Source organism: Burkholderia sp. 22PA0099, from assembly GCF_047497165.1.
In the GTDB taxonomy this organism is placed as follows: domain Bacteria; phylum Pseudomonadota; class Gammaproteobacteria; order Burkholderiales; family Burkholderiaceae; genus Burkholderia.
In genome coordinates, this window is the sequence record NZ_CP163165.1 from 1,004,903 (window position 1) to 1,024,859 (window position 19,957).

Genomic DNA, 19,957 nt, shown 5'->3' on the forward strand with positions numbered 1-19,957 from the left:
GGGCCGGCTCGTCGACGTCCGCGCCGGCTGGCGGGGGAGGCTGACCGTCTCGCGGTGCGGCTCCCGTTGCGTCGATCCATGGAAACCAGTCTACGTGTGCTTCGATACCGGATCGAGTGCGTAGAGCGCCTGTTCGAAACAAAAATAATTCAATAAAAACAATGGCTTGAAATTCTAATTTCGAGATGTGGAACGTTCTGCGGCATCGTGAAACCGCGAATTGGTGCCCCGCACCACGATTTTTCACGAGACACGGCAACGTTCCACATCGTGAAATTTTCGGGGTTTTCGAGGTGAGCAAGCGAGCGCCGCGAGATCGGTGCGCGTGGAGGAAGGGAAAAACGATGTGGCGAAGGGGGGGGGCGGCGTGAAACGGCGGCCCGGACGCAGGCGCCGAAGCGCGTCGCGAAACAAGATCGGCATCGATTAACGGCGCCGAATTCGAGAACTTTAGGCTTCGCGCCGGCTATTTCGTGGCAATAATCGTTTGCGCAAGCGTTTTCCCGTAGGTCATCGTTCGGTCATATCCCGGTCGCCATAATTCGCCCGCCTGCAGATTCGTCTGACCGTCGCGATTGCCACGCGCCGGACCGCCAGACCGCCGGGCTAAAAACATATTGCTGCTACGGGGATTCACATGACCATCCGACATCGCATTACGTTGCTTGTCGCGCTGATGTTCGTCGCGCTCGCGGCGATCGGCGGCTATGCCGTCTTCCAGGCGCAACGCAGCGCCGCGAGCGTTCGTCAGGTGACGCAGGGCGTGGTGCCCAGCGCGCTTGCCTCGTCCGATCTCGTGTCCGACGTGAAGGACGTGCAGATCGCGACCATGACGCTCGTCTACGCGCCCGACGCGACCATGGCCGCCCAGGCCACCGCCGACCTGAACACGAAGGAAACCCAACTGCGCGCCGAACTCGACGCGCAAGGCCGCTCGGCCGCCAGCCACGCCCAGTCGGGCCTGGTCGATCAGGCCCGCGAAAGCCTGAAGAACTACTTCGACGCGATCCACGACACCGCCAAGATGAAGGCGGACGGCAAGAACGAACTCGCGCAGGCCAACCTGTTCGCGAACGTCGCCCAATACCGCGACGAACTCGACGGCATCATCAAGACGCTGCGCATCGAGAAGAACCGCCAGAAGGACGACGCGATCTCGACGCTGAACGGCATGCTGGCCACCACCACGCTGACGATCGGGATCGTCGCGGGCGTGGTGATCGTGGTGCTGATCGGCGTGGGCCTGATGCTGTATCGCCAGATCGTGCAGCCGCTCGGCCGCATGCAGGCGATGATGAGCGAGATCGCCACCAGCCAGGATTTCACGCGCCGCGTGCCGGTGGGCCGCAAGGACGAAATCGGCCGCTCGATCGAGGCGTTCAACGGCATGATCGAGACGATCCAGCGCAACGCCGCCGCGCTCAAGCAGCGCACCGCCGACATCCAGGCAATGCTGCAGAACATGCAGCAGGGCATCCTGACGATCGTGCCGGGCGGCACCGTGCATCGCGAATACTCGGCGTTCCTCGAACGGATCTTCGAGACCAACGACATCGCGGGCCGCGCGGCGATGGAACTGGTGTTCGGCGAGTCGAACGTGGGCTCGGACGGCCTGTCGCAGATCGAAGCCGCGATCGACGCGTGCCTCGGCGAAGACGACATGAACTTCGAGTTCAACCAGCATCTGCTGGTGACCGATATCGCCAAGCGCATGCCGAACGGCGCCGACAAGTATCTCGACCTGTCGTGGTCGGCGATCACCGACGAAACCGGCACCATCGTGCGCCTGATGCTGTGCGTGCGCGACGTGACCGAGCTGCGCGCGCTGTCGGCGCAGGCCAACGAGCAGAGCCGCCGCCTCGAAATGATCGGCGAGATCCTGTCGGTCAGCCAGGACAAGTTCCACGATTTCGTCGAGAGCGCCACGGGCTTCCTGCACGAGAACGAACGCATCATCCGTCAGCACGAACATGCCGACAGCTCCGCGCTGGCCGAACTGTTCCGCAACATGCACACCATCAAGGGCAATGCGCGCACGTACAGCCTGCAGCATCTGACCGACATCGTTCACGAGGCCGAGCAGGTGTATGACGAGCTGCGCAGCGCCGAGGCCGAACGCGCGTGGGACCAGCACGAACTGATGACCGACCTGGCGCGCGTGCGCGAAGCGCTCGACAACTACGCCACGATCAACACCGTCAGCCTCGGCCGTCGCGGCCCGGGCGCGCCGGTGGAATCGGAGCGCTACCTGGTGGTGGAGCGCGAGCGCATCGACGAAAGCCTGCGCCTGCTCGAATCCGCCGAGCCGCACAGCTGGCCGAGGCTGCGCGATTCCGTGGCCGGCACGCTGCGCCTGCTCGGCACCGAAACGCTCGACGAGATGATCGCGGGCGTGACCGGTTCGCTGCCGGCGCTGGCGCAGGATCTCGGCAAGGCCGAACCGGTCGTGCGCATCGACGACAACGGCTACCGCCTGCGCAGCGAAGCGTCCAGCATCGTCAAGGACACCTTCATGCACCTGCTGCGCAACGCGCTCGACCACGGCATCGAATCGGTCGATGCGCGTCGCGCGGCCGGCAAGCCGGATGCGGGCACCATCGACATCGAGATGGGCGTCGATGCGGACCAACTGCAGATCACCGTCAGCGACGATGGCCGCGGCCTCGCGCTGGAGCGGATTCGTGCGATCGCCGTCGAGCGCGGCTGGCTCGACGACGCGAACCTGGCGAAGGACGACGAGGCGGTGGCCGCGCTGATCTTCCGCCCGGGCTTCTCGACCGCCAGCGCCGTGACCGACGTGTCGGGCCGCGGGGTGGGCATGGACGCGGTACGCAGCTTCATCATGCGTGCCGGCGGCAGCATCGCGCTGCGCTTCACGGACGAGCACCACGGTGCCGCGTTCCGCCGCTTCCAGACCATCGTCAGCCTGCCGGACCGCTTCGCGGTGGACAGCATGGGCGACGACGCGGCGAGCGACGCTGCATCGCAACGTGACGAAGATCCGGCGATCGACCGGGCATGACGGGATGTCGATGATGCAAGCAGGAATTCTGGTGGCCGTGTGCGCGCTCGTCGCCGTGGCGGCGAGCGTGGCGGCGGTGGTGCTGCGTGGCCGCCTCGTGCAGGCGCGCTCGGCGGCGCAAGGCTTCGCCGCCGAGCGTGACGCGGCGCTGGCGCGCGCCGACGCGCTCGACGCCGACTGGACGCGCCGCAGCGCCGAGGCCGAAGACGGCGCGGCCGCGCGCGAGCAGTCGCTGGCCGAATCGCTGGAGGAGGCATCGTCGCAGATCGCCGAGGTGCGCACCGCGCTGGCCGCCGCCGTGGGCGAGCGCGACGCGAGCGCGGCGCTGGCCGAGCGGATCGCCGGCGAGGCGGCGCGGCTGCGCGGCCTGACCGGCACGTTCGAGCGCTGGCATGAGCAGATGGCCTCGTTGATGACGCAGAACCAGGACATGCACGCGAAGAATCACGAGCTGTCGTCGATCGTCGCGCACGTGCTGATCGTGTCGCTGAATGCGTCGATCGAGGCGGCGCGCGCCGGCACGGCCGGGCGTGGCTTCTCGATCGTGGCGAGCGAGGTGCGATCGCTGGCCTCGCGCTCGCAGGAGTTGTCCAAGAGCTACCAGGACAGCCTGAACCGCAACGACCTCGTGACCACCGCGACGTTCCAGGACATCCAGGCCGGCGGCAAGATGATCACCGCCTCGCTCGGCAACGTCGATGCGCTGGCGACGCAGTTGCGCGGCCAACTCGAACGGAGCGCGGCGTGATCGGTGCCGGCGCGATCGAGAGCTTCGAGCGCATCTTCTTCAGCGCGGCGCGCGGGCGTCTCACCAATGGTTCGTCCTGCGAAATAAGCGCGCGCGAGAAGCCCGATACATCGCGTGGCGTCGAGGCCGTGGTGCTGACGATTTCGTCGGTGAAGTTCCGCCTGCTGCTGTTGCTGCATTACCGCGACGACGACGCGACGCGTGCGTTCTACACCGGTTCGACGCCGCAGCGTTCGCTGCGCGAGGCGTTCCTGGAGGTGGCGAACCTGTGTTGCGGGGCCGTCAACCAGGCGCTCGTCGAGCATTTTCCCGACCTCGGGATGTCGACGCCGTACCGCCTGAACGGTGCGAGCGCCGGGCATCTCGCCGAACTGAAGCCGGATTACCTGGCTGCCTACGACCTGACGGTCGGCGGCAGCGTGTGGCTCTCCGCCACGCTGTGCGTGTGTGCGAACGCGCCGGTCGATTTCGTCGCCGACGTGCGCGATGTCGACGAGGGCGTGGGCGAACTCGAAATGTTTTGATGAACGGATAACCGGCAGGAGAAGTGATGACGACCCACGATACGCCCGTCAGCAAGGTGCTGGTGCTCGACGACAGCGACGTTCACATGGACGCGATCCGGCAGTTCTGCGACGAGCATCATCTCGTCGGGCTGAAGGCGCGCCGCAACCGCCTGCTGAAGGTGCTGCGCTCGAACATCGACCTCGGCGCGGTGCTGCTGGCCGCCGACTACGGCGGCTCGAACGAGGAAGCCGCCGCCGTGGCCGCGCAGATCGACGCGCTGCGCCCGGAGCTGCCGATCATCGTGCGTCGCGCCGACGGCAGCAGCGAAGATGCGTTGCCCGAAGCATTCAAGCGGGTGGCCTGCGCGAGCTTCGCGTTGCCCGATCTCGAACCGCTGCGTCGCGCCATCGACGAATACCTGTTCAGCCTGGCCTACCCGAACGCGCTGGTGCGCGGCATCGAGGAGATCACGGAATCGCGCCTCGGCACGATCTTCCGCGGCATGACGATCGAATGCGAAACGCCGTGCATCGTGCGCGACAACATCATCTACGGCGAGGTGTTCAGCCTGATCCCGCTGGAGAGCGCGTGGTGCCGCGGCTACATGATGATGCAGGCTGACGAGCAGCCGATGCTCGACTTCGTCGCCGCGATGAACCCGGGCGAGCGCGAGCCCGATTTCCGCGACCTGAACGGCGTGCTCGGCGAGCTGACGAACCTCGTGTGGGGCGCGTTCAAGGATCGCTTCCTCGGCAGCGCGGCGGTGCCCTCGGCCAGCAACGTGCAGGTGCCGCTGCTGATCAACCACAAGCAGAAGTACATCTCGTTCGGGTCCGAAAACCCGCAGCTGTGCTTCCAGTATCAGGTGACGGACGAAGCGTCGGGCCGCACCGTAACGATCCATCAGCGTTTCGTGTTCAGCCTGCAATGGTCGCCGGAATCGTTCGACGACCATGCGCAGGCGGTGGGCGAAATGGTTGAAGCGGGTGAACTCGACTGGTTTTAAGTGACAAACGGATAACTGACATGGCAAAGATTCTGGTGGTGGATGATTCGAGCACGGTGCGCGACGAAGTCGCGGGCTTCCTGCGCAAGAACGGGCTGGAAGTGGATACGGCGGTGGACGGCAAGGACGGCCTCGCGAAGCTGAAGACGAGCCCGGGCATCAAGCTCGTGGTCAGCGACGTGAACATGCCGAACATGGACGGCCTGACGATGGTCGAGAAGATCCGCAGCGAGCTGGGCAACGCGGCCGTCAACGTCGTGATGCTGACGACCGAAAGCAGCCCGGCGATGAAGGAACGCGGCAAGGCCGCCGGCGTGCGCGGCTGGATCGTCAAGCCGTTTCGCGGCGAGGCCGTGCTCGACACGTTCCGCAAGCTCGCGAGCTGAGTGCGGAATGCGCACCGTGCCGCTCGCACGGTGCGCCGCTGGTGTATCGTCATCGCTTCGCTGATTCGGGATTCGATCGATGCTACGCAGGCAATTTCTTCGTCACGCGTTCGGGGCTGCGGCCGCGCTGGCCTTCGCGCGCGCGGCGCTCGCGCAGTCGCATGCCATGCACGGCATGCCGGGGATGAAGGGCATGCAGGACGATATGTCCGGCATGGCCGGCATGCACGACGCGGCGGCCTCCGCACCGGCCGCGCCGATGCCCGACATGACGCTGGCCGCCGCCGATGCGCTGCCGGCCGGCGCGCCGCTCGCGCCGCTGCGCGTGCTCGCGAACGAAAGCAGCACGCCGGGCCGGTTCCAGGCCACGCTGGTGGCGCAGCCGGTTGCGCGCCAACTGCTGCCCGGCGCGCAACCCACGCCGATGTGGCTCTACGGCGATGCCGCCGAAGGCGCCGTCGCCGGCCCGCTGATCGCGCTGCAGGAAGGCGATGCGGTGGAGATCCGCGTGGTCAACCGTTTGCCGCAGCCGACCACGATGCATTGGCACGGCCTGCCGGTGCCACCCGATCAGGACGGCAACCCGCTTGCGCTGATCGAGCCGGGTGCCTCGCGCACCTATCGGTTCACGTTGCCGAAAGGCAGCGCGGGCACCTACTGGTATCACCCGCATCCGCACAATTTCACGGCCGAGCAGGTGTTTCGCGGCCTCGCCGGCCCCATCGTGGTGCGCGCGGCCGACGATCCGCTGGCCGGCTGGCCGGAGCGGCATCTATTTGTTTCCGATCTGAAGCTGGCGCGCGACGGCACGATCGTGCCCGATGACATGATGGACTGGATGAACGGCCGCGAAGGCCAGTTCGCGTTGCTGAACGGCGCACGCCGGCCGCGCATCGAGGTCGCGCAGGACGAGCGCTGGCGCGTGTGGAACGCCTGCAGCGCGCGCTACCTGAACCTCGCGTTCGACGACGGCCGCAGCTTCGAGCAGGTCGGCACCGATGGCGGCCTGTTCGAGCAGCCGCGCCGCATGACATCGCTGGTGCTGGCGCCGGGCGAGCGCGCCGAGCTGCTGGTGCGCGCCGGCGATCACGCCGGGCAGGCCGTGCTGCGCGCCGACAGCTACGACCGCAGCAAGATGGCAATGGCCATGTCGGACGACGACGATGCGTCCCTTCCGGCCGATCCGCCGCTGCCGCTGGCCGACGTGAGCTTCGTGCCGGCCGCCGCGCGCGCCGTGCCGGGCATGCTGCGTGCGGTGCCGCCGCTTGGCCGGCCGGTGGCGCGCAAGACGGTCACGTTCGGCGAGGCGATGGACATGGACGCGATGATGGGTTCGGCGCCGGGGCAGCGGCCGGCCGGGATGCGCTTCATGGTGAACGGCCAGGTATTCGCGCCGCATCGCGCCACGCTGACGAGCCGCCGCGGCGACGTCGAACTGTGGTCGATCGCGAACACTACCGACATGGATCACCCGTTTCATCTGCACGGCACGCAGTTCCAGGTGCTGGAGCGCGATTATCGCGGCCGGCGCACGGCGGAGCCGTATCGGGCCTGGCGCGACACGGTCAACGTGCGCAAGGGCGAGACGGTGCGCATCGCGACCGTCCAGCACGAGGCCGGTGATCGCATGTTCCATTGCCATATCCTCGAGCACGAGGATCTCGGCATGATGGGCACGCTGCGGGTGGTGTGAGCGCAGGCGCGGGAACGACAGAGCAAAAAAAACCCGGCTTGGAGCCGGGTTTTTGTCGAATTCAGTACTGCGCTCAGGCTGCCTGAATATTCGAAGCTTGCTTGCCCTTCGGGCCTTGAACCACATCAAAGCTCACTTTCTGGCCTTCCTTGAGGGTCTTGAAACCCGCCATGGTGATAGCCGAGAAATGTGCAAACAGATCTTCGCCGCCTTCATCGGGCGTAATGAAACCGAAGCCTTTCGCGTCGTTGAACCATTTGACGATACCAGTTGCCATGCCTACTTCCCCTGTCACTCAGTCGTTACCACGAGCACGCTCGAAAAGCTAAACGACCGGAAAATACAGCCGTTCCCCCCTCACAAGCTCACCTCGGCCTTTTTTTATCGTCGAATAAGACGGATTGAAAAAAGTGCCAGCTTGATTGTTGGCGCTCTTTATTTGAGTGTCAAGGGGAATTTGTCGGCGGTTTGGGGGTCGTTGTAAAGAACCCATCTTCAGGGTTTATCCCGCTTTGCAGTGTCATACGGGTGCCAAGCGAAGGTGCTTGAAAAGCCCCATAATCGGCCCATATACCAGAACCGGACGACAGCCCGTCGAGCTTTCCGGGAATATGGGATACTCGATCCACGCGTTGCGACACGGAGCATTTCCGGCGTCGCGGCCACGATCGGAGGCCGGCGCCGCGAGCCGGTTTTCGTAGCGTGCGCAGCGTTCGAGCTGGTGAGCATGCATGCAGAACGGCGCCGGCCGCAAGGCTGGTTTATGACAGGATTGCGGGCCTGTCCGAGTTGTTTAGAATGGGTGTATGGCGATTATCCCGGACAAGCAGGACAACACCGTCCTGGAACGCAATGAGCAGAAACTGAAGCCGCCTTCGATGTACAAGGTGGTGCTGCTGAACGACGATTTCACCCCGATGGAATTCGTCGTGATGGTGGTTCAGGAGTACTTCAAGAGGGATCGCGAGACCGCGATGCAGATCATGCTCAAGGTTCATCGCGAGGGGCGGGGGGTATGTGGGGTCTATACGCGAGACATCGCGTCGACCAAAGTTGAGCAAGTCGTTACCCATGCGCGGCAGGCAGGGCATCCGCTGCAGTGCGTGATGGAGGAAGCATGATTGCCCAGGAATTGGAAGTCAGCCTGCACATGGCGTTCATGGAAGCGCGTCAGGCGCGGCATGAATTCATTACGGTCGAACACCTGTTGCTCGCGTTGCTCGACAACCCGACCGCAGCCGAGGTGTTGCGAGCGTGCGCGGCGAACATCGAAGACCTGCGCCAGAACCTGCGCAACTTCATCCATGACAACACGCCTACCGTGCCGGGCACCGAGGACGTCGACACCCAGCCGACGCTCGGTTTCCAGCGCGTGATCCAGCGCGCGATCATGCATGTGCAATCCACCTCGAACGGCAAGAAGGAAGTGACCGGCGCGAACGTGCTGGTGGCGATCTTCGGCGAGAAGGATTCGCACGCGGTCTACTACCTGCAACAGCAGGGCGTGACGCGTCTCGACGTCGTGAATTTCATTTCGCACGGTATCGCGAAAACCGGCAACGCCGGCGATGCGGCAAAGGCTGGCGAAGGCACGCCCGAGTCGGAAGATCCGAACGCGCAGAAGGAAACCCCGCTCGCGCAGTTCACGCAGAACCTCAACCAATTGGCGAAGGACGGTCGCATCGATCCGCTCATCGGTCGCGAGACCGAGGTCGAGCGCGTGGTGCAGGTGCTGTGTCGTCGCCGCAAGAACAACCCGCTGCTGGTCGGCGAGGCCGGCGTCGGCAAGACCGCGATCGCCGAGGGCCTGGCCTGGCGCATCACGCGGGGCGAAGTGCCGGACATCCTCGCGAACGCGCAGGTGTTCTCGCTCGACATGGGCGCGTTGCTGGCAGGCACGAAATATCGTGGCGACTTCGAACAGCGTCTGAAGACGGTGCTCAAGGAGCTCAAGGAGCGTCCGCACGCGATCCTGTTCATCGACGAGATCCACACGCTGATCGGCGCGGGCGCCGCGTCGGGCGGCACGCTCGATGCGTCGAACCTGCTGAAGCCGGCGTTGTCGTCGGGCAACCTGAAGTGCATGGGCGCGACCACCTTCACGGAATACCGCGGCATCTTCGAAAAGGATGCGGCGCTGTCGCGGCGTTTCCAGAAAGTCGACGTCAACGAGCCGTCGGTCGAGCAGACCGTCGCGATCCTTCGCGGGCTCAAGTCGCGCTTCGAGGAGCACCACGGCGTCAAGTATTCGTCGAGTGCGCTGTCGGCCGCCGCTGAACTGTCGGCACGCTTCATCACCGATCGCCATCTGCCCGACAAGGCGATCGACGTGATCGACGAAGCCGGCGCAGCGCAGCGCATCCTGCCGAAGTCGAAGCAGAAGAAGACGATCGGCAAGTCGGAGATCGAGGAAATCATCTCGAAGATCGCCCGCGTCCCGCCGCAAAGCGTGTCGCAGGACGATCGCAGCAAGCTGCAAACGCTCGATCGTGACCTGAAGAGCGTCGTGTTCGGCCAGGATCCGGCGATCGACGCGCTCGCCGCCGCGATCAAGATGGCACGGGCCGGCCTCGGCAAGCTCGACAAGCCGATCGGCTCGTTCCTGTTCTCCGGCCCGACCGGCGTCGGCAAGACCGAAGTGGCGCGGCAGCTCGCGTTCACGCTCGGCATCGAGCTGATCCGTTTCGACATGTCGGAATACATGGAGCGTCATGCGGTCAGCCGGTTGATCGGCGCGCCGCCGGGCTATGTCGGGTTCGACCAGGGTGGTTTGCTGACCGAAGCCGTCACGAAGAAGCCGCATTGCGTGCTGCTGCTCGACGAAATCGAGAAGGCGCATCCGGACATCTTCAACGTGCTGCTGCAGGTGATGGACCACGGCACGCTGACCGACAACAACGGTCGCAAGGCGGATTTCCGCAACGTCATCATCATCATGACGACCAACGCGGGTGCCGAGTCGATGCAGAAGGGCACGATCGGCTTCACGACGCGGCGCGAAGTCGGCGACGAAATGGGCGAGATCAAGCGTCTGTTCACGCCGGAATTCCGCAACCGTCTCGACTCGACGATCAGCTTCCGCTCGCTCGATGAGGAAATCATCATGCGCGTGGTCGACAAGTTCCTGATCCAGTTGGAAGATCAACTGCACGAGAAGAAGGTCGATGCGTTGTTCACCGATGCGCTTCGCAAGTATCTCGCGAAGAACGGCTTCGATCCGCTGATGGGTGCGCGTCCGATGCAGCGTCTGATTCAGGACACGATCCGTCGTGCGCTGGCCGACGAACTGCTGTTCGGCAAGCTCGTGAGCGGCGGCCGCGTGACGGTCGACGTCGACGAGAAGGAAGTCGTGCAACTGTCGTTCGACAATTCGGCGGAGCCGCCGAAGCCGAGCGAGGAAACGGTCGAAGTGGAATGACACGCGGCAACGCGTGAAGCAAACGGCGCGGGAGCTTCCCGCGCCGTTTTATTTTGTCCGGCGCCGGTGCGTGCGTGCGGATGAAGGCAGAAGGAGGTTGGCAGTTTTGGCGCACACACAAGAACAGATCGCGCTCGCTAACGGCGAGGTGCGGCAGTCGAGAGAAATGGGGCGCGGATTCCGTCCGCACGCAATGACCAATCAAACCGGGGCGGCGCGATCCGCAGTACATCGTGCCGCGTGGCGGCGCCTCGAGGCCGCCGCATTCGGCGTGTTGCTGTTGGCCTGCCCGGCCTGGAGCGTGGCGCACGCCGGTGCGCCGGTACGCCATGGCGCTCACGCCTGGGATGGCCACTGGCGCAGCAGCGCCGGCGGGCGCGACCTGACGATTTCGCAAGGCAGCGTCAGCTATTCGTATCGCAGCGCACGCGCGCCAGGTGGGCGTACCGGCTTGCTGCTGCGGCTCAAGGAAGTCGAGCCGAACCTGGCTCGGCTCTCGCGCGCCGATCGGTCCGGCGGCCCGTGTGAGCTCGATGCGCGTCAACTCGGCCATGACCTCGTGATCGCGGCGCGCAGCGGCTGTCAGGTCGCCGACGCGAACCCGGACGCCGTACTGCGCCGGGTGCGCTGACCGGGTTGGCGGGCCTTATTGCCGGCCGGTGCTGCCGAAGCCGCCTTCGCCGCGCTCGCTCTGTGCGAAATCATCGACGATGTTGAAGCGAGCCTGCACCACCGGCACGATCACGAGCTGCGCGAGGCGCTCGAACGGGTTCAGCGTGAATTCGGTCTGGCCGCGGTTCCAGGTCGACACTATCAGTTGCCCCTGGTAATCCGAATCGATCAGGCCGACCAGGTTGCCGAGCACGATGCCGTGCTTGTGGCCGAGGCCCGAGCGCGGCAGGATCAGCGCCGCGTAGCCCGGGTCCGCCACGTGGATCGCGAGGCCGGTGGGCACCAGAATGGTGTCGCCCGGCTTCAGCACGACGGGCGCATCGAGGCAGGCGCGCAGGTCGAGGCCCGCGCTGCCCGGCGTGGCGTAGTTCGGCAGATATTCGCGCATGCGCGCGTCGAGGATTTTGAGGTCGAGATTCATGCGGCGAATGGCGGGCAGGAGTCGGTAAAGGAAATGCCGGGCCGCCACGGCAAGCGCGGCGGCCCGGCGCTGAAGCGTCAGATCAGACGGGTGTCGGGCAGGCGCCTGGCGATCTCGTCGATCAGCGTATGCGCCAGCGTGGCTTTCGCCTCGCGCGGCAAAGGCGTGGCGCCGCTCGCTTCGAACAGCACCACTTCGTTGTCGTCGCGGCCGAACGTCAGCGGGCCGAGATTGCCGATCAGGAGCGGCACCTGCTTGCGGCGTCGCTTTTCCTCGCCGTGCACGTCGAGGTCGCCGCTCTCGGCGGCGAAGCCGACGCAGAACGGCGCATCGGGCCGGGCCGCCACGGTCGCGAGGATATCGGGGTTCTCGACGAATTCGAGCACCGGCATCTTGCGATCGGCGGTCTTCTTGATCTTGTGCTCGGCCGGTTGCGCCACGCGCCAGTCGGCCACGGCGGCCACGGCGATGAACAGGTCGGCGTCGGCGGCGGCATGCATGACCGCATCGTGCATCTGCTGCGCGGTTTGCACATCCTCGCGATAGACACCCCACGGCGTCGCCAGATGAACGGGGCCGGCGATCAGGTGCACGTCGGCACCGGCCTGCTGGGCCGCGCGGGCGAGCGCGAAGCCCATCTTGCCGCTCGACAGGTTGGTCAGCCCGCGCACCGGATCGAGCGGCTCGAACGTCGGGCCGGCCGTGATCAGCACGCGCTTGTGGGCGAGCTTCTTGGGCCGGAAGTGCGACACGATCGCCTCGTAGATCGCTTCCGGTTCGAGCATGCGGCCGTCGCCGATCTCGCCGCAGGCCTGGGCGCCCGAATCGGGGCCGAGCACCGACACGCCGTCGGCGCGCAGTTGCGCCGCGTTGCGCTGGGTGGCCGGGTTCTGCCACATCTGGCGGTTCATGGCCGGCACCACCAGCAGCGGACAATCGCGCGCGACGCAGAGCGTCGACAGCAGATCGTCGGCGAAGCCGTGCGCGAGCTTGGCGAGGAAATCGGTGGAGGCGGGCGCGATCACGATGGCGTCGGCTTCGCGCGACAGATCGATGTGCGCCATGTTGTTGTCGACGCGCGCGTCCCACTGGCTCGTGTAGACGGGCCGCCCCGACAGCGCCTGCATCGTGACGGGCGTGATGAACTGGGCGGCGGCCTCGGTCATTACCACCTGCACGGTCGCGCCGGCCTTGGTCAGCAGGCGCGTGAGCTCGGCGATCTTGTAGCAGGCGATGCCGCCCGTCAGGCCGAGAACGAGATGTTTTCCTGCGAGTTCCTGATGTTCCAACGGGACCTCCGCTAATGAAACGGGCCGGCACCCGAAGGCCCGGCCCCGTAATTTACCGCGTTGTCGCGGCCATTGCGTCAGGCGCTCAACGCGTGCCGCGCACGCGGCGCAGTTCGTCGTAGATCAGCAGGATCGCGCCGATCGTGATGGCCGAATCGGCCAGGTTGAACGCCGGAAAGTGCCAGCGGCCGACGTGGAAATCGAGGAAGTCGATCACGTGGCCGTACATCAGGCGGTCGATCACGTTGCCGAGCGCGCCGCCGAGGATCAGCGCCAGCGACAGGCTGAACAGGCGCTGATGGCCATGGCGCTTCAGCAGATAGCAGATCACCAGCGTGGCGGCGATGCCGAGCGCCGTGAAGGCCCAGCGCTGCCAGCCGCTGGCGGCCGACAGGAAGCCGAACGCCGCGCCGCGGTTGTAGATCAGCGTCAGGTCGAAGAAGCTCGTCAGCGTATGGAACGAGCCATAGCTGAAGGTCTTCAGCACCGCGATCTTGCTGAGCTGATCGAACAGGATGACGATCAGCGAAATGCCGAGCCAGGGCGCGAGCGCGCCGCCGGTGGATTTCGACAAGGATTTCGTTGCCATGATTACGCAGCGCTCCGGGTTTCGCCGTTTTCAAAGAGGTTGGAGAAGCAGCGGCCGCACAGCGTCGGGTGCTCGGCATGCGCGCCGACATCCTCGCGGTAGTGCCAGCAGCGCTCGCACTTCTGGTACGACGAGGCCGACACGTTGACGGCTTCGTCGCCTTCCGCCTCGACCTTCGCGACCGTGGCAGCCGACGTGATCAGCACGAACTTCAGGTCGTCGCCGAGGCTCGCGAGCGCGTCGTAACGTGCGCCGCTCGCGCGGATTTCCACTTCGGCCTGCAGCGACGAGCCGATCCGGTTCGCCGTGCGGGCTTCCTCGAGCGCCTTCGTCACGTCCGCGCGCACCGCGCGCAGCAGCGTCCACTTGTCGACCAGCGCCGCCGCGCCGTCGATGTCCGGGTAAGCGTAGTAGGTTTCCGTGAAAATCGTCTGGCTGGCCGGCTGGAACACCTTCCAGGCTTCCTCGGCCGTGAACGAGAGGAACGGCGCGAGCACGCGCAGCAGGCCCTGCGTGATGTGGTACAGCGCCGTCTGCGCCGAGCGGCGGGCGTGCGACGCCGGCGCGCTGGTGTAGAGGCGGTCCTTCAGCACGTCGAGGTAGAAGCCGCCGAGGTCTTCCGAGCAGTAGGTTTGCAGCTTGGCGACGATCGGATGGAACTCGTACTTCTCGTAGTAGCCGAGCAGTTCGGTTTGCAACTGCGCGGAGAAGGCGATCGCATAGCGGTCGATTTCGAGCCACTCGGCGGCCGGCACCGCATCCTTCGCGTAGTCGAAATCGGACAGGTTCGCGAGCAGGAAGCGCAGCGTGTTGCGGATGCGGCGATAGCCTTCCGTCACGCGCTTGAGGATTTCTTCCGAGATCGCCAGTTCGCCCGAGTAATCGGTCGAGGCGATCCACAGGCGCACGATTTCCGCGCCGAGGCGGTTCGACACTTCATGCGGATCGATGCCGTTGCCGAGCGACTTGCTCATCTTGCGGCCTTCGCCGTCGACCGTGAAGCCGTGCGTGAGCAGGCCCTTGTACGGCGCGCGGCCGTCGATCATCGACGCCGTCAGCAGCGACGAATGGAACCAGCCGCGGTGCTGATCCGAGCCTTCGAGGTAGAGGTCGGCCGGGAATTGCAGCGAATCCTTGTGCGAGCCGCGCAGCACGTGCCAGTGCGTCGTGCCCGAATCGAACCAGACGTCGAGCGTGTCGCGGTTCTTTTCATAGAGGTTGGCTTCGTCGCCGATCAGTTCGCGTGCGTCGAGCGCCTGCCAGGCCTCGATGCCGCCCACTTCCACGCGCTTGGCCACTTCTTCCAGCAGCTCCAGCGTGCGCGGATGCAGGTCGCCGGTTTCCTTGTGGACGAAGAACGCCATCGGCACGCCCCACTGGCGCTGACGCGACAGCGTCCAGTCCGGGCGGTTCGCGATCATGCTGTAGAGGCGCTGCTTGCCCCACGACGGGTAGAACGCGGTGTCTTCCACGCCTTGCAGCGCGACTTCGCGCAGCGTGCGGCCGCCGTCGTTCGGGGGCGTATCCATGCCGGCGAACCATTGCGAGGTGGCGCGGTAGATGATCGGCGTCTTGTGGCGCCAGCAGTGCATGTAGCTGTGCGTGTACTTCTCGCTGCGCAGCAGCGTGCCCGCGGCCTCGAGCGCCTCGACCACCTTCGGGTTCGCATCCCAGATCGCCAGGCCGCCGAACAGCGGCAGCGATTCGATATAGCGGCCGTCGCCCATCACCGGGTTGATGATGTCGGCGTCGGTCAGGCCGTGGGCCTTGCACGAGATGAAATCTTCCACGCCGTAGGCGGGCGACGAGTGGACGATGCCGGTGCCGGTGTCGGTCGTGACGTAGTCGCCGAGGTAGATCGGCGCCGTGCGCTGATAGCCCGGATGCGCGCCGGCCAGCGGGTGATGGAAGCGCAGGCCGGCGAGCTTGGCGCCCGGCGCGGTGGCGATCGTCGTGCCGCTCAGCTTGAACGCTTCGAGGCAGGCCGCGACGCGCTCTTCGGCCAGGATCAGCAGGCCGCGCGGCGTGTCGACCAGCGCGTAGACGATTTCCGGGTGCGCGTTGAGCGCCTGGTTGGCCGGCATGGTCCACGGCGTGGTGGTCCAGATCACGATGCCGCCTTCGGCGCGCGGCAGCGCGGCCAGGCCGAACGCCTGCGCGGTCAGCTCGGGCTCCGCGAACGGGAACAGCACGTCGATGGTCGGATCGGTGCGGTCCTTGTATTCGACTTCCGCCTCGGCCAGCGCCGAGCCGCAATCGAAGCACCAGTTGACCGGCTTCAGGCCGCGATACACGAAGCCCTTCTCCATGATCTTGCCGAGCGCGCGCAGTTCGCCCGCTTCGTTGGCGAAGTTCATCGTCTTGTACGGGTTCTTCCAGTCGCCGAGCACGCCGAGCCGCTTGAAGCCGGGCTTCTGCTTCTCGATCTGCTCGGTGGCGTAGGCGCGCGCCTTCTTCTGCACTTCGGCGGCCGGCAGCGATTTGCCGAACTGCTTTTCGATCTGGATTTCGATCGGCATGCCGTGGCAATCCCAGCCCGGCACGTAGGGCGCGTCGAAGCCGGCCATGTTGCGCGACTTGACGACGATGTCCTTCAGGATCTTGTTGACGGCGTGGCCGAGGTGGATGTCGCCGTTCGCATAGGGCGGGCCGTCGTGCATGATGAACTTCGGACGGCCGGCGCTGGCGGCGCGGATCGTTTCGTAGACATTGCGGTCTTCCCAGTCCTGAACCCATTGGGGTTCGCGCTTGGGCAGGTCGCCGCGCATCGGGAACGGCGTGTCGAGCAGGTTGACCGGATATTTGGCCTGCGGTTTCGAATCGGCTTTCTTGTTGCTCATGTCGGGAATCGCTATCTCTATTCGGGGACGCTCGCGCGTCGTGAATCGGGGGACGGGCACCGGGGGCGGCGGGGCGGGCGCGGGTGGCGCCCGAACCGGATCAGCTAATTCGGTCGGTGGCCGAAATGGCGAAGCCGGTTGCGCGGCCGCCGGGCGGGACGCCATGCGCGGCGAAGTAGGCGCGCGTGTCGACGACGTCCTGCGCGATCGCGCGGGTCAGCGTTTCCAGGTCGATGAATTTCGCCTCGTCACGCAGCTTCTTCAGGAATTCGACGCGCACGAGCTTGCCGTAGGCGTCGCCGTGCCAGTCGAGAATATGGACTTCGAGCAGCACGCGGCCCGCATCGACCACCGTGGGGCGCACGCCGAGGCTGGCCACCGCGGGCAGCGGGTGATCGGCGAGGCCGTGCACCGTCACCACGAAGATGCCCGACAGCGCCGGGCGCTTGTGCGCGATCGACAGGTTCAGGGTCGGGAAGCCGAGATCGCGGCCGAGCTTCAGGCCGTGCGTGACATGGCCGCTGATCGCGTAGCCGTGGCCGAGCGCGTTCTTGGCCGCATCGAGATCGCCGGCCGCCAGCGAGGCGCGCACGCCCGAGCTGGAAATGCGCGCGCCGTTCGGCGCGGCCAGCGTGGCCATCTGCTCGACGTCGAACCCGTAGCGCGTGCCGGCTTCCTTCAGCGAGGCGAAATTGCCGGCGCGCTTGGCGCCGTAGCGGAAATCGTCGCCGACGATCATCCAGCGCGTGTGCAGGCCGCTCACCAGGGTGTCCTCGACGAACGCCTCGGGCGACTGGTTCGCGAACGTCTGGTTGAAGTGCTCGACCACCACGCGATCGACGCCGTTCTCGCGCAGCGCCTCGAGCTTGTCGCGCAGCATCGCGATGCGCGGCGGCGCGCCGGCCGGGTTGAAGAATTCGCGCGGGTGCGGTTCGAACGTCATCACGCACACGGGCAGCCCGCGTGCGTCCGCCGCCGCGCGCACGCGCGCGAGCAAGGCCTGATGGCCGCGATGGACACCGTCGAAATTGCCGATCGTCAGCGCGCACGGGGCGCGACTTTCGGCGTTGGGCAGGCCGCGAAACACTTTCACGATAGCGGGTTGGCAGCGGACGAAATGGGCGGGCGGATGCCGCAAAGCACAAGATTATAAACGCTTCGCGGCAATGGGCGCCCCGTCGGGCCGGAAACGGCGATCCCGGATGGTAAAATCCGCGCATGAAGAAAATAGTCATCCTGATTTCAGGTCGCGGCAGCAACATGGAGGCCATCGTCGAAGCGTGCAGGCGCGACGGCTGGCCGGCCCAGGTTGCCGCCGTGATCGCAAACCGGCCCGATGCGGCCGGTTTGTCATTTGCGGCCGCGCGCGGAGTCCCGACCGCGGTGGTCGATCATCGCGGCCACGACGGCCGGGAGGCCTTCGACGCCGCGCTGGCGGCCGAGATCGACCGTTTCGCGCCCGATCTCGTGGTGCTGGCCGGGTTCATGCGGATCCTGACGCCGGCCTTCGTCGCCCGTTTCGAGGGCCGGATGCTGAACGTTCATCCGTCGCTGTTGCCCAGCTTCAAGGGCATCCGCACACATGAGGCCGCTCTGGCCGCCGGCGTGGCCCTGCATGGCGCGACGGTGCATTTCGTGATTCCCGAGCTGGACAGCGGCGCGATCGTCGCGCAGGCGGCGGTGCCGGTGCGCGACGGCGACACGCCCGACGCGCTGGCGCAGCGCGTGCTGGCCGCCGAGCACCAGCTTTATCCGCGCGCCGTGCGCTGGTTCGTCGAGGGCCGGCTGCGGCTCGAAGCGGGCCGCGCGGTGCTGGCGCCGGGCGCTTGCCGCTGGCTGCTGGCCGACGGCGACGTCAACGACTACAACGATTTGGGTGAGGGTGTATGAAGCTGCATGGATTCCTGATTGGCCAGACCGAGCTGCTGCTCGGCGACGTACTGAAGTTCACCGGCCCGGCCGATGCCGCCACGAGCCGCTTTTTCCGCGCGCATCCGAAGCTCGGCCACGCCGAGCGCGGGGTGATCGCCGAAGCGGTGTTCGCGGTGCTGCGCCGGAAGATGGAATATTCGCATCTGGCCGAAAGCGGCACGGGCAACCCGACGCGGCGCCTGACGCTGCTCGGCCTGATGCAGACGGCGGGCCGCTCGGCGCTGCGCGCGCACGTCTCGGAATCCGAATGGGCGTGGCTCGATCACGTCGCGAAGATCGATCCGGCCAGCCTGCCGCTGCGCGTGCGCACCAACCTGCCCGACTGGATCTACCAGGCTCTCGCGCAGCGTTTCGATGCCGACACGCTGGCGAAGTTCGCCGCCGCCGTGAACTATCCGGCCCCGCTCGACCTGCGGGCCAACGCCCAGAAGGCCACGCGCGAGCAGGTGGTGGCCGCGCTCAAGGCCAACGGCATCGAGGCCGGCGAGACGCCGTTCGCCCCGTACGGCGTGCGCGTGAACGGCAAGCCGGCGCTGACCAAGCTCGCGCTGTTCCAGGAAGGCATGATCGAGGTGCAGGACGAGGGCAGCCAGTTGCTGTGTTCGCTGATGGCGCCGCGCCGTGGCGAGATGATCGTCGACTTCTGCGCCGGCGCGGGCGGCAAGACGCTGGCGATCGGTGCGGCCATGCGTTCGACCGGCCGCCTGTATGCGTTCGACGTCTCCGAAAAGCGCTTGGCCAAGCTCAAGCCGCGCCTTGCGCGCAGCGGGCTGTCAAACGTGAACCCGGTGCTGATCGACAGCGAGCACGACGCGAAGATCAAGCGTCTGGCGGGCAAGATCGACCGCGTGCTGGTGGACGCGCCGTGCAGCGGGCTCGGCACGCTGCGCCGCAATCCGGACCTGAAGTGGCGCCAGACGCGCGACTCGATCGCCGAACTGACGCCCAAGCAGGGCTCGATTCTGGCCAGCGCCGCGCGGCTCGTGAAGCCGGGCGGCCGGCTCGTCTACGCGACCTGCAGCGTGCTGGAAGCCGAAAACGAAGCGATCGTCGAGCAGTTCCTGGCCGCGCACCCCGATTTCGTGCTGGTGCCCGCCAACAAGGTGTTGGCCGAGCAGCGCATCGAGCTCGATACCGGCGATTACCTGTCGTTGTGGCCGCATCGTCACGCCACCGACGGCTTCTTCGCCGCCGTGATGGAGCGCCGTGCGAAGCCGGCCGTGAAGAAGGCCGACAAGCAAGCCGAAGCGAAGGCGGACGAATCGGCGGCTGAATCGGTGGCTGAATCGACAACCGAGTCGATCGAAGTTGCCAACGCGGCAGAAGCCGCTGTGTCGGCTGATCCGGTTGCGCCGGCTGCCGAGCCGGCCGCCGGTCAGGACTGACCGCGGGGCAGGCCGTGCAGGACCCGTTGCTGTCGAAGCGGCTGGCCAG

At 66.1% G+C, this 19,957-nt stretch carries 17 protein-coding genes; 11 read left to right on the forward strand and 6 right to left on the reverse strand.

Annotated features, from left to right (window positions below; all coding sequences use genetic code 11):
• Positions 1-637: 637 nt before the first annotated feature.
• The 6 genes from AB4851_RS19800 (at position 638) to AB4851_RS19825 (ending at position 7,362) form a co-directional block, all read left to right on the forward strand.
• The gene (locus tag AB4851_RS19800) at positions 638-3,022 is read left to right on the forward strand and encodes an ATP-binding protein (protein ID WP_414451155.1); all 2,385 of its coding nucleotides are present in this window, start codon (positions 638-640) and stop codon (positions 3,020-3,022) included.
• Between the two features lie 10 nt (positions 3,023-3,032).
• Positions 3,033-3,770 carry a methyl-accepting chemotaxis protein gene (locus tag AB4851_RS19805; RefSeq protein ID WP_414442892.1) on the forward strand — a complete coding sequence of 246 codons (738 nt, stop codon included), beginning with the start codon at positions 3,033-3,035 and terminating at the stop codon, positions 3,768-3,770.
• Positions 3,767-4,294, forward strand: a complete 528-nt coding sequence (locus tag AB4851_RS19810) for a hypothetical protein (protein ID WP_414451156.1) — start codon at positions 3,767-3,769, stop codon at positions 4,292-4,294. Before AB4851_RS19805 ends, AB4851_RS19810 begins: the two co-directional genes overlap by 4 nt.
• Positions 4,295-4,320: 26 nt before the next feature.
• A complete protein-coding gene (locus AB4851_RS19815) occupies positions 4,321-5,283 on the forward strand; it encodes a chemotaxis protein CheX (RefSeq protein ID WP_414451157.1) in 963 nt (320 codons plus the stop codon).
• A 20-nt stretch (positions 5,284-5,303) separates the two neighbouring features.
• Complete coding sequence (locus AB4851_RS19820; RefSeq protein WP_414442889.1) at positions 5,304-5,669, forward strand: response regulator; 366 nt, start codon at positions 5,304-5,306, stop codon at positions 5,667-5,669.
• Between the two features lie 79 nt (positions 5,670-5,748).
• A complete protein-coding gene (locus AB4851_RS19825) occupies positions 5,749-7,362 on the forward strand; it encodes a multicopper oxidase family protein (protein ID WP_414451158.1) in 1,614 nt (537 codons plus the stop codon).
• Positions 7,363-7,435: 73 nt separating this feature from the next.
• On the opposite strand, the gene AB4851_RS19830 is transcribed toward AB4851_RS19825, so the two are convergent.
• Positions 7,436-7,639 (reverse strand): cold-shock protein, encoded by a 204-nt coding sequence (locus AB4851_RS19830; RefSeq protein WP_206130780.1) that lies wholly within the window; start codon positions 7,637-7,639, stop codon positions 7,436-7,438.
• Positions 7,640-8,168: 529 nt separating this feature from the next.
• Here AB4851_RS19830 and clpS point away from each other — a divergent pair.
• The 3 genes from clpS to AB4851_RS19845 all read left to right on the forward strand — a co-directional run bounded on the left by clpS (position 8,169) and on the right by AB4851_RS19845 (position 11,411).
• Positions 8,169-8,483 (forward strand): ATP-dependent Clp protease adapter ClpS, encoded by a 315-nt coding sequence (gene clpS, locus AB4851_RS19835; protein ID WP_414442887.1) that lies wholly within the window; start codon positions 8,169-8,171, stop codon positions 8,481-8,483.
• Complete coding sequence (gene clpA / locus AB4851_RS19840; protein ID WP_414442886.1) at positions 8,480-10,780, forward strand: ATP-dependent Clp protease ATP-binding subunit ClpA; 2,301 nt, start codon at positions 8,480-8,482, stop codon at positions 10,778-10,780. Before clpS ends, clpA begins: the two co-directional genes overlap by 4 nt.
• 193 nt (positions 10,781-10,973) lie before the next feature.
• Positions 10,974-11,411, forward strand: coding sequence for a hypothetical protein (locus AB4851_RS19845; protein ID WP_414451159.1), 438 nt, complete (start codon positions 10,974-10,976; stop codon positions 11,409-11,411).
• A 15-nt stretch (positions 11,412-11,426) separates the two neighbouring features.
• Here AB4851_RS19845 and dut read toward each other — a convergent pair whose 3' ends face one another.
• From dut to AB4851_RS19870, 5 genes are all read right to left on the reverse strand, one after another.
• On the reverse strand, positions 11,427-11,873 hold the full coding sequence (gene dut / locus AB4851_RS19850) for a dUTP diphosphatase (protein ID WP_414451160.1): 447 nt from the start codon (positions 11,871-11,873) through the stop codon (positions 11,427-11,429).
• Positions 11,874-11,950: 77 nt separating this feature from the next.
• The gene (gene coaBC, locus AB4851_RS19855) at positions 11,951-13,162 is read right to left on the reverse strand and encodes a bifunctional phosphopantothenoylcysteine decarboxylase/phosphopantothenate--cysteine ligase CoaBC (protein WP_414451161.1); all 1,212 of its coding nucleotides are present in this window, start codon (positions 13,160-13,162) and stop codon (positions 11,951-11,953) included.
• Between the two features lie 85 nt (positions 13,163-13,247).
• The gene (lspA, locus tag AB4851_RS19860) at positions 13,248-13,751 is read right to left on the reverse strand and encodes a signal peptidase II (protein ID WP_414442882.1); all 504 of its coding nucleotides are present in this window, start codon (positions 13,749-13,751) and stop codon (positions 13,248-13,250) included.
• A 2-nt stretch (positions 13,752-13,753) separates the two neighbouring features.
• Positions 13,754-16,591, reverse strand: a complete 2,838-nt coding sequence (ileS, locus tag AB4851_RS19865) for an isoleucine--tRNA ligase (RefSeq protein ID WP_414451162.1) — start codon at positions 16,589-16,591, stop codon at positions 13,754-13,756.
• Between the two features lie 100 nt (positions 16,592-16,691).
• A complete protein-coding gene (locus AB4851_RS19870; protein WP_414451163.1) occupies positions 16,692-17,684 on the reverse strand; it encodes a bifunctional riboflavin kinase/FAD synthetase in 993 nt (330 codons plus the stop codon).
• A 125-nt stretch (positions 17,685-17,809) separates the two neighbouring features.
• On the opposite strand from AB4851_RS19870, the gene purN reads away from it, so the two are divergent.
• A complete protein-coding gene (gene purN, locus AB4851_RS19875; RefSeq protein WP_414451164.1) occupies positions 17,810-18,481 on the forward strand; it encodes a phosphoribosylglycinamide formyltransferase in 672 nt (223 codons plus the stop codon).
• Positions 18,478-19,908, forward strand: coding sequence for an RsmB/NOP family class I SAM-dependent RNA methyltransferase (locus AB4851_RS19880; protein ID WP_414451165.1), 1,431 nt, complete (start codon positions 18,478-18,480; stop codon positions 19,906-19,908). Before purN ends, AB4851_RS19880 begins: the two co-directional genes overlap by 4 nt.
• Positions 19,909-19,957 lie beyond the last annotated feature (49 nt).

Excerpts from the sequence above, each read along its gene's own strand:
- AB4851_RS19800 (WP_414451155.1), top strand. The coding sequence starts at position 638 with ATGACCATCCGACATCGCATTACGTTGCTTGTCGCGCTGATGTTCGTC.
- AB4851_RS19805 (WP_414442892.1), top strand. The coding sequence starts at position 3,033 with ATGATGCAAGCAGGAATTCTGGTGGCCGTGTGCGCGCTCGTCGCCGTG.
- AB4851_RS19815 (WP_414451157.1), top strand. The coding sequence starts at position 4,321 with ATGACGACCCACGATACGCCCGTCAGCAAGGTGCTGGTGCTCGACGAC.
- AB4851_RS19820 (WP_414442889.1), top strand. The coding sequence starts at position 5,304 with ATGGCAAAGATTCTGGTGGTGGATGATTCGAGCACGGTGCGCGACGAA.
- AB4851_RS19825 (WP_414451158.1), top strand. The coding sequence starts at position 5,749 with ATGCTACGCAGGCAATTTCTTCGTCACGCGTTCGGGGCTGCGGCCGCG.
- AB4851_RS19830 (WP_206130780.1), bottom strand. The coding sequence starts at position 7,639 with ATGGCAACTGGTATCGTCAAATGGTTCAACGACGCGAAAGGCTTCGGT.
- clpS (WP_414442887.1), top strand. The coding sequence starts at position 8,169 with ATGGCGATTATCCCGGACAAGCAGGACAACACCGTCCTGGAACGCAAT.
- clpA (WP_414442886.1), top strand. The coding sequence starts at position 8,480 with ATGATTGCCCAGGAATTGGAAGTCAGCCTGCACATGGCGTTCATGGAA.
- AB4851_RS19845 (WP_414451159.1), top strand. The coding sequence starts at position 10,974 with ATGACCAATCAAACCGGGGCGGCGCGATCCGCAGTACATCGTGCCGCG.
- dut (WP_414451160.1), bottom strand. The coding sequence starts at position 11,873 with ATGAATCTCGACCTCAAAATCCTCGACGCGCGCATGCGCGAATATCTG.
- lspA (WP_414442882.1), bottom strand. The coding sequence starts at position 13,751 with ATGGCAACGAAATCCTTGTCGAAATCCACCGGCGGCGCGCTCGCGCCC.
- ileS (WP_414451162.1), bottom strand. The coding sequence starts at position 16,591 with ATGAGCAACAAGAAAGCCGATTCGAAACCGCAGGCCAAATATCCGGTC.
- purN (WP_414451164.1), top strand. The coding sequence starts at position 17,810 with ATGAAGAAAATAGTCATCCTGATTTCAGGTCGCGGCAGCAACATGGAG.
- AB4851_RS19880 (WP_414451165.1), top strand. The coding sequence starts at position 18,478 with ATGAAGCTGCATGGATTCCTGATTGGCCAGACCGAGCTGCTGCTCGGC.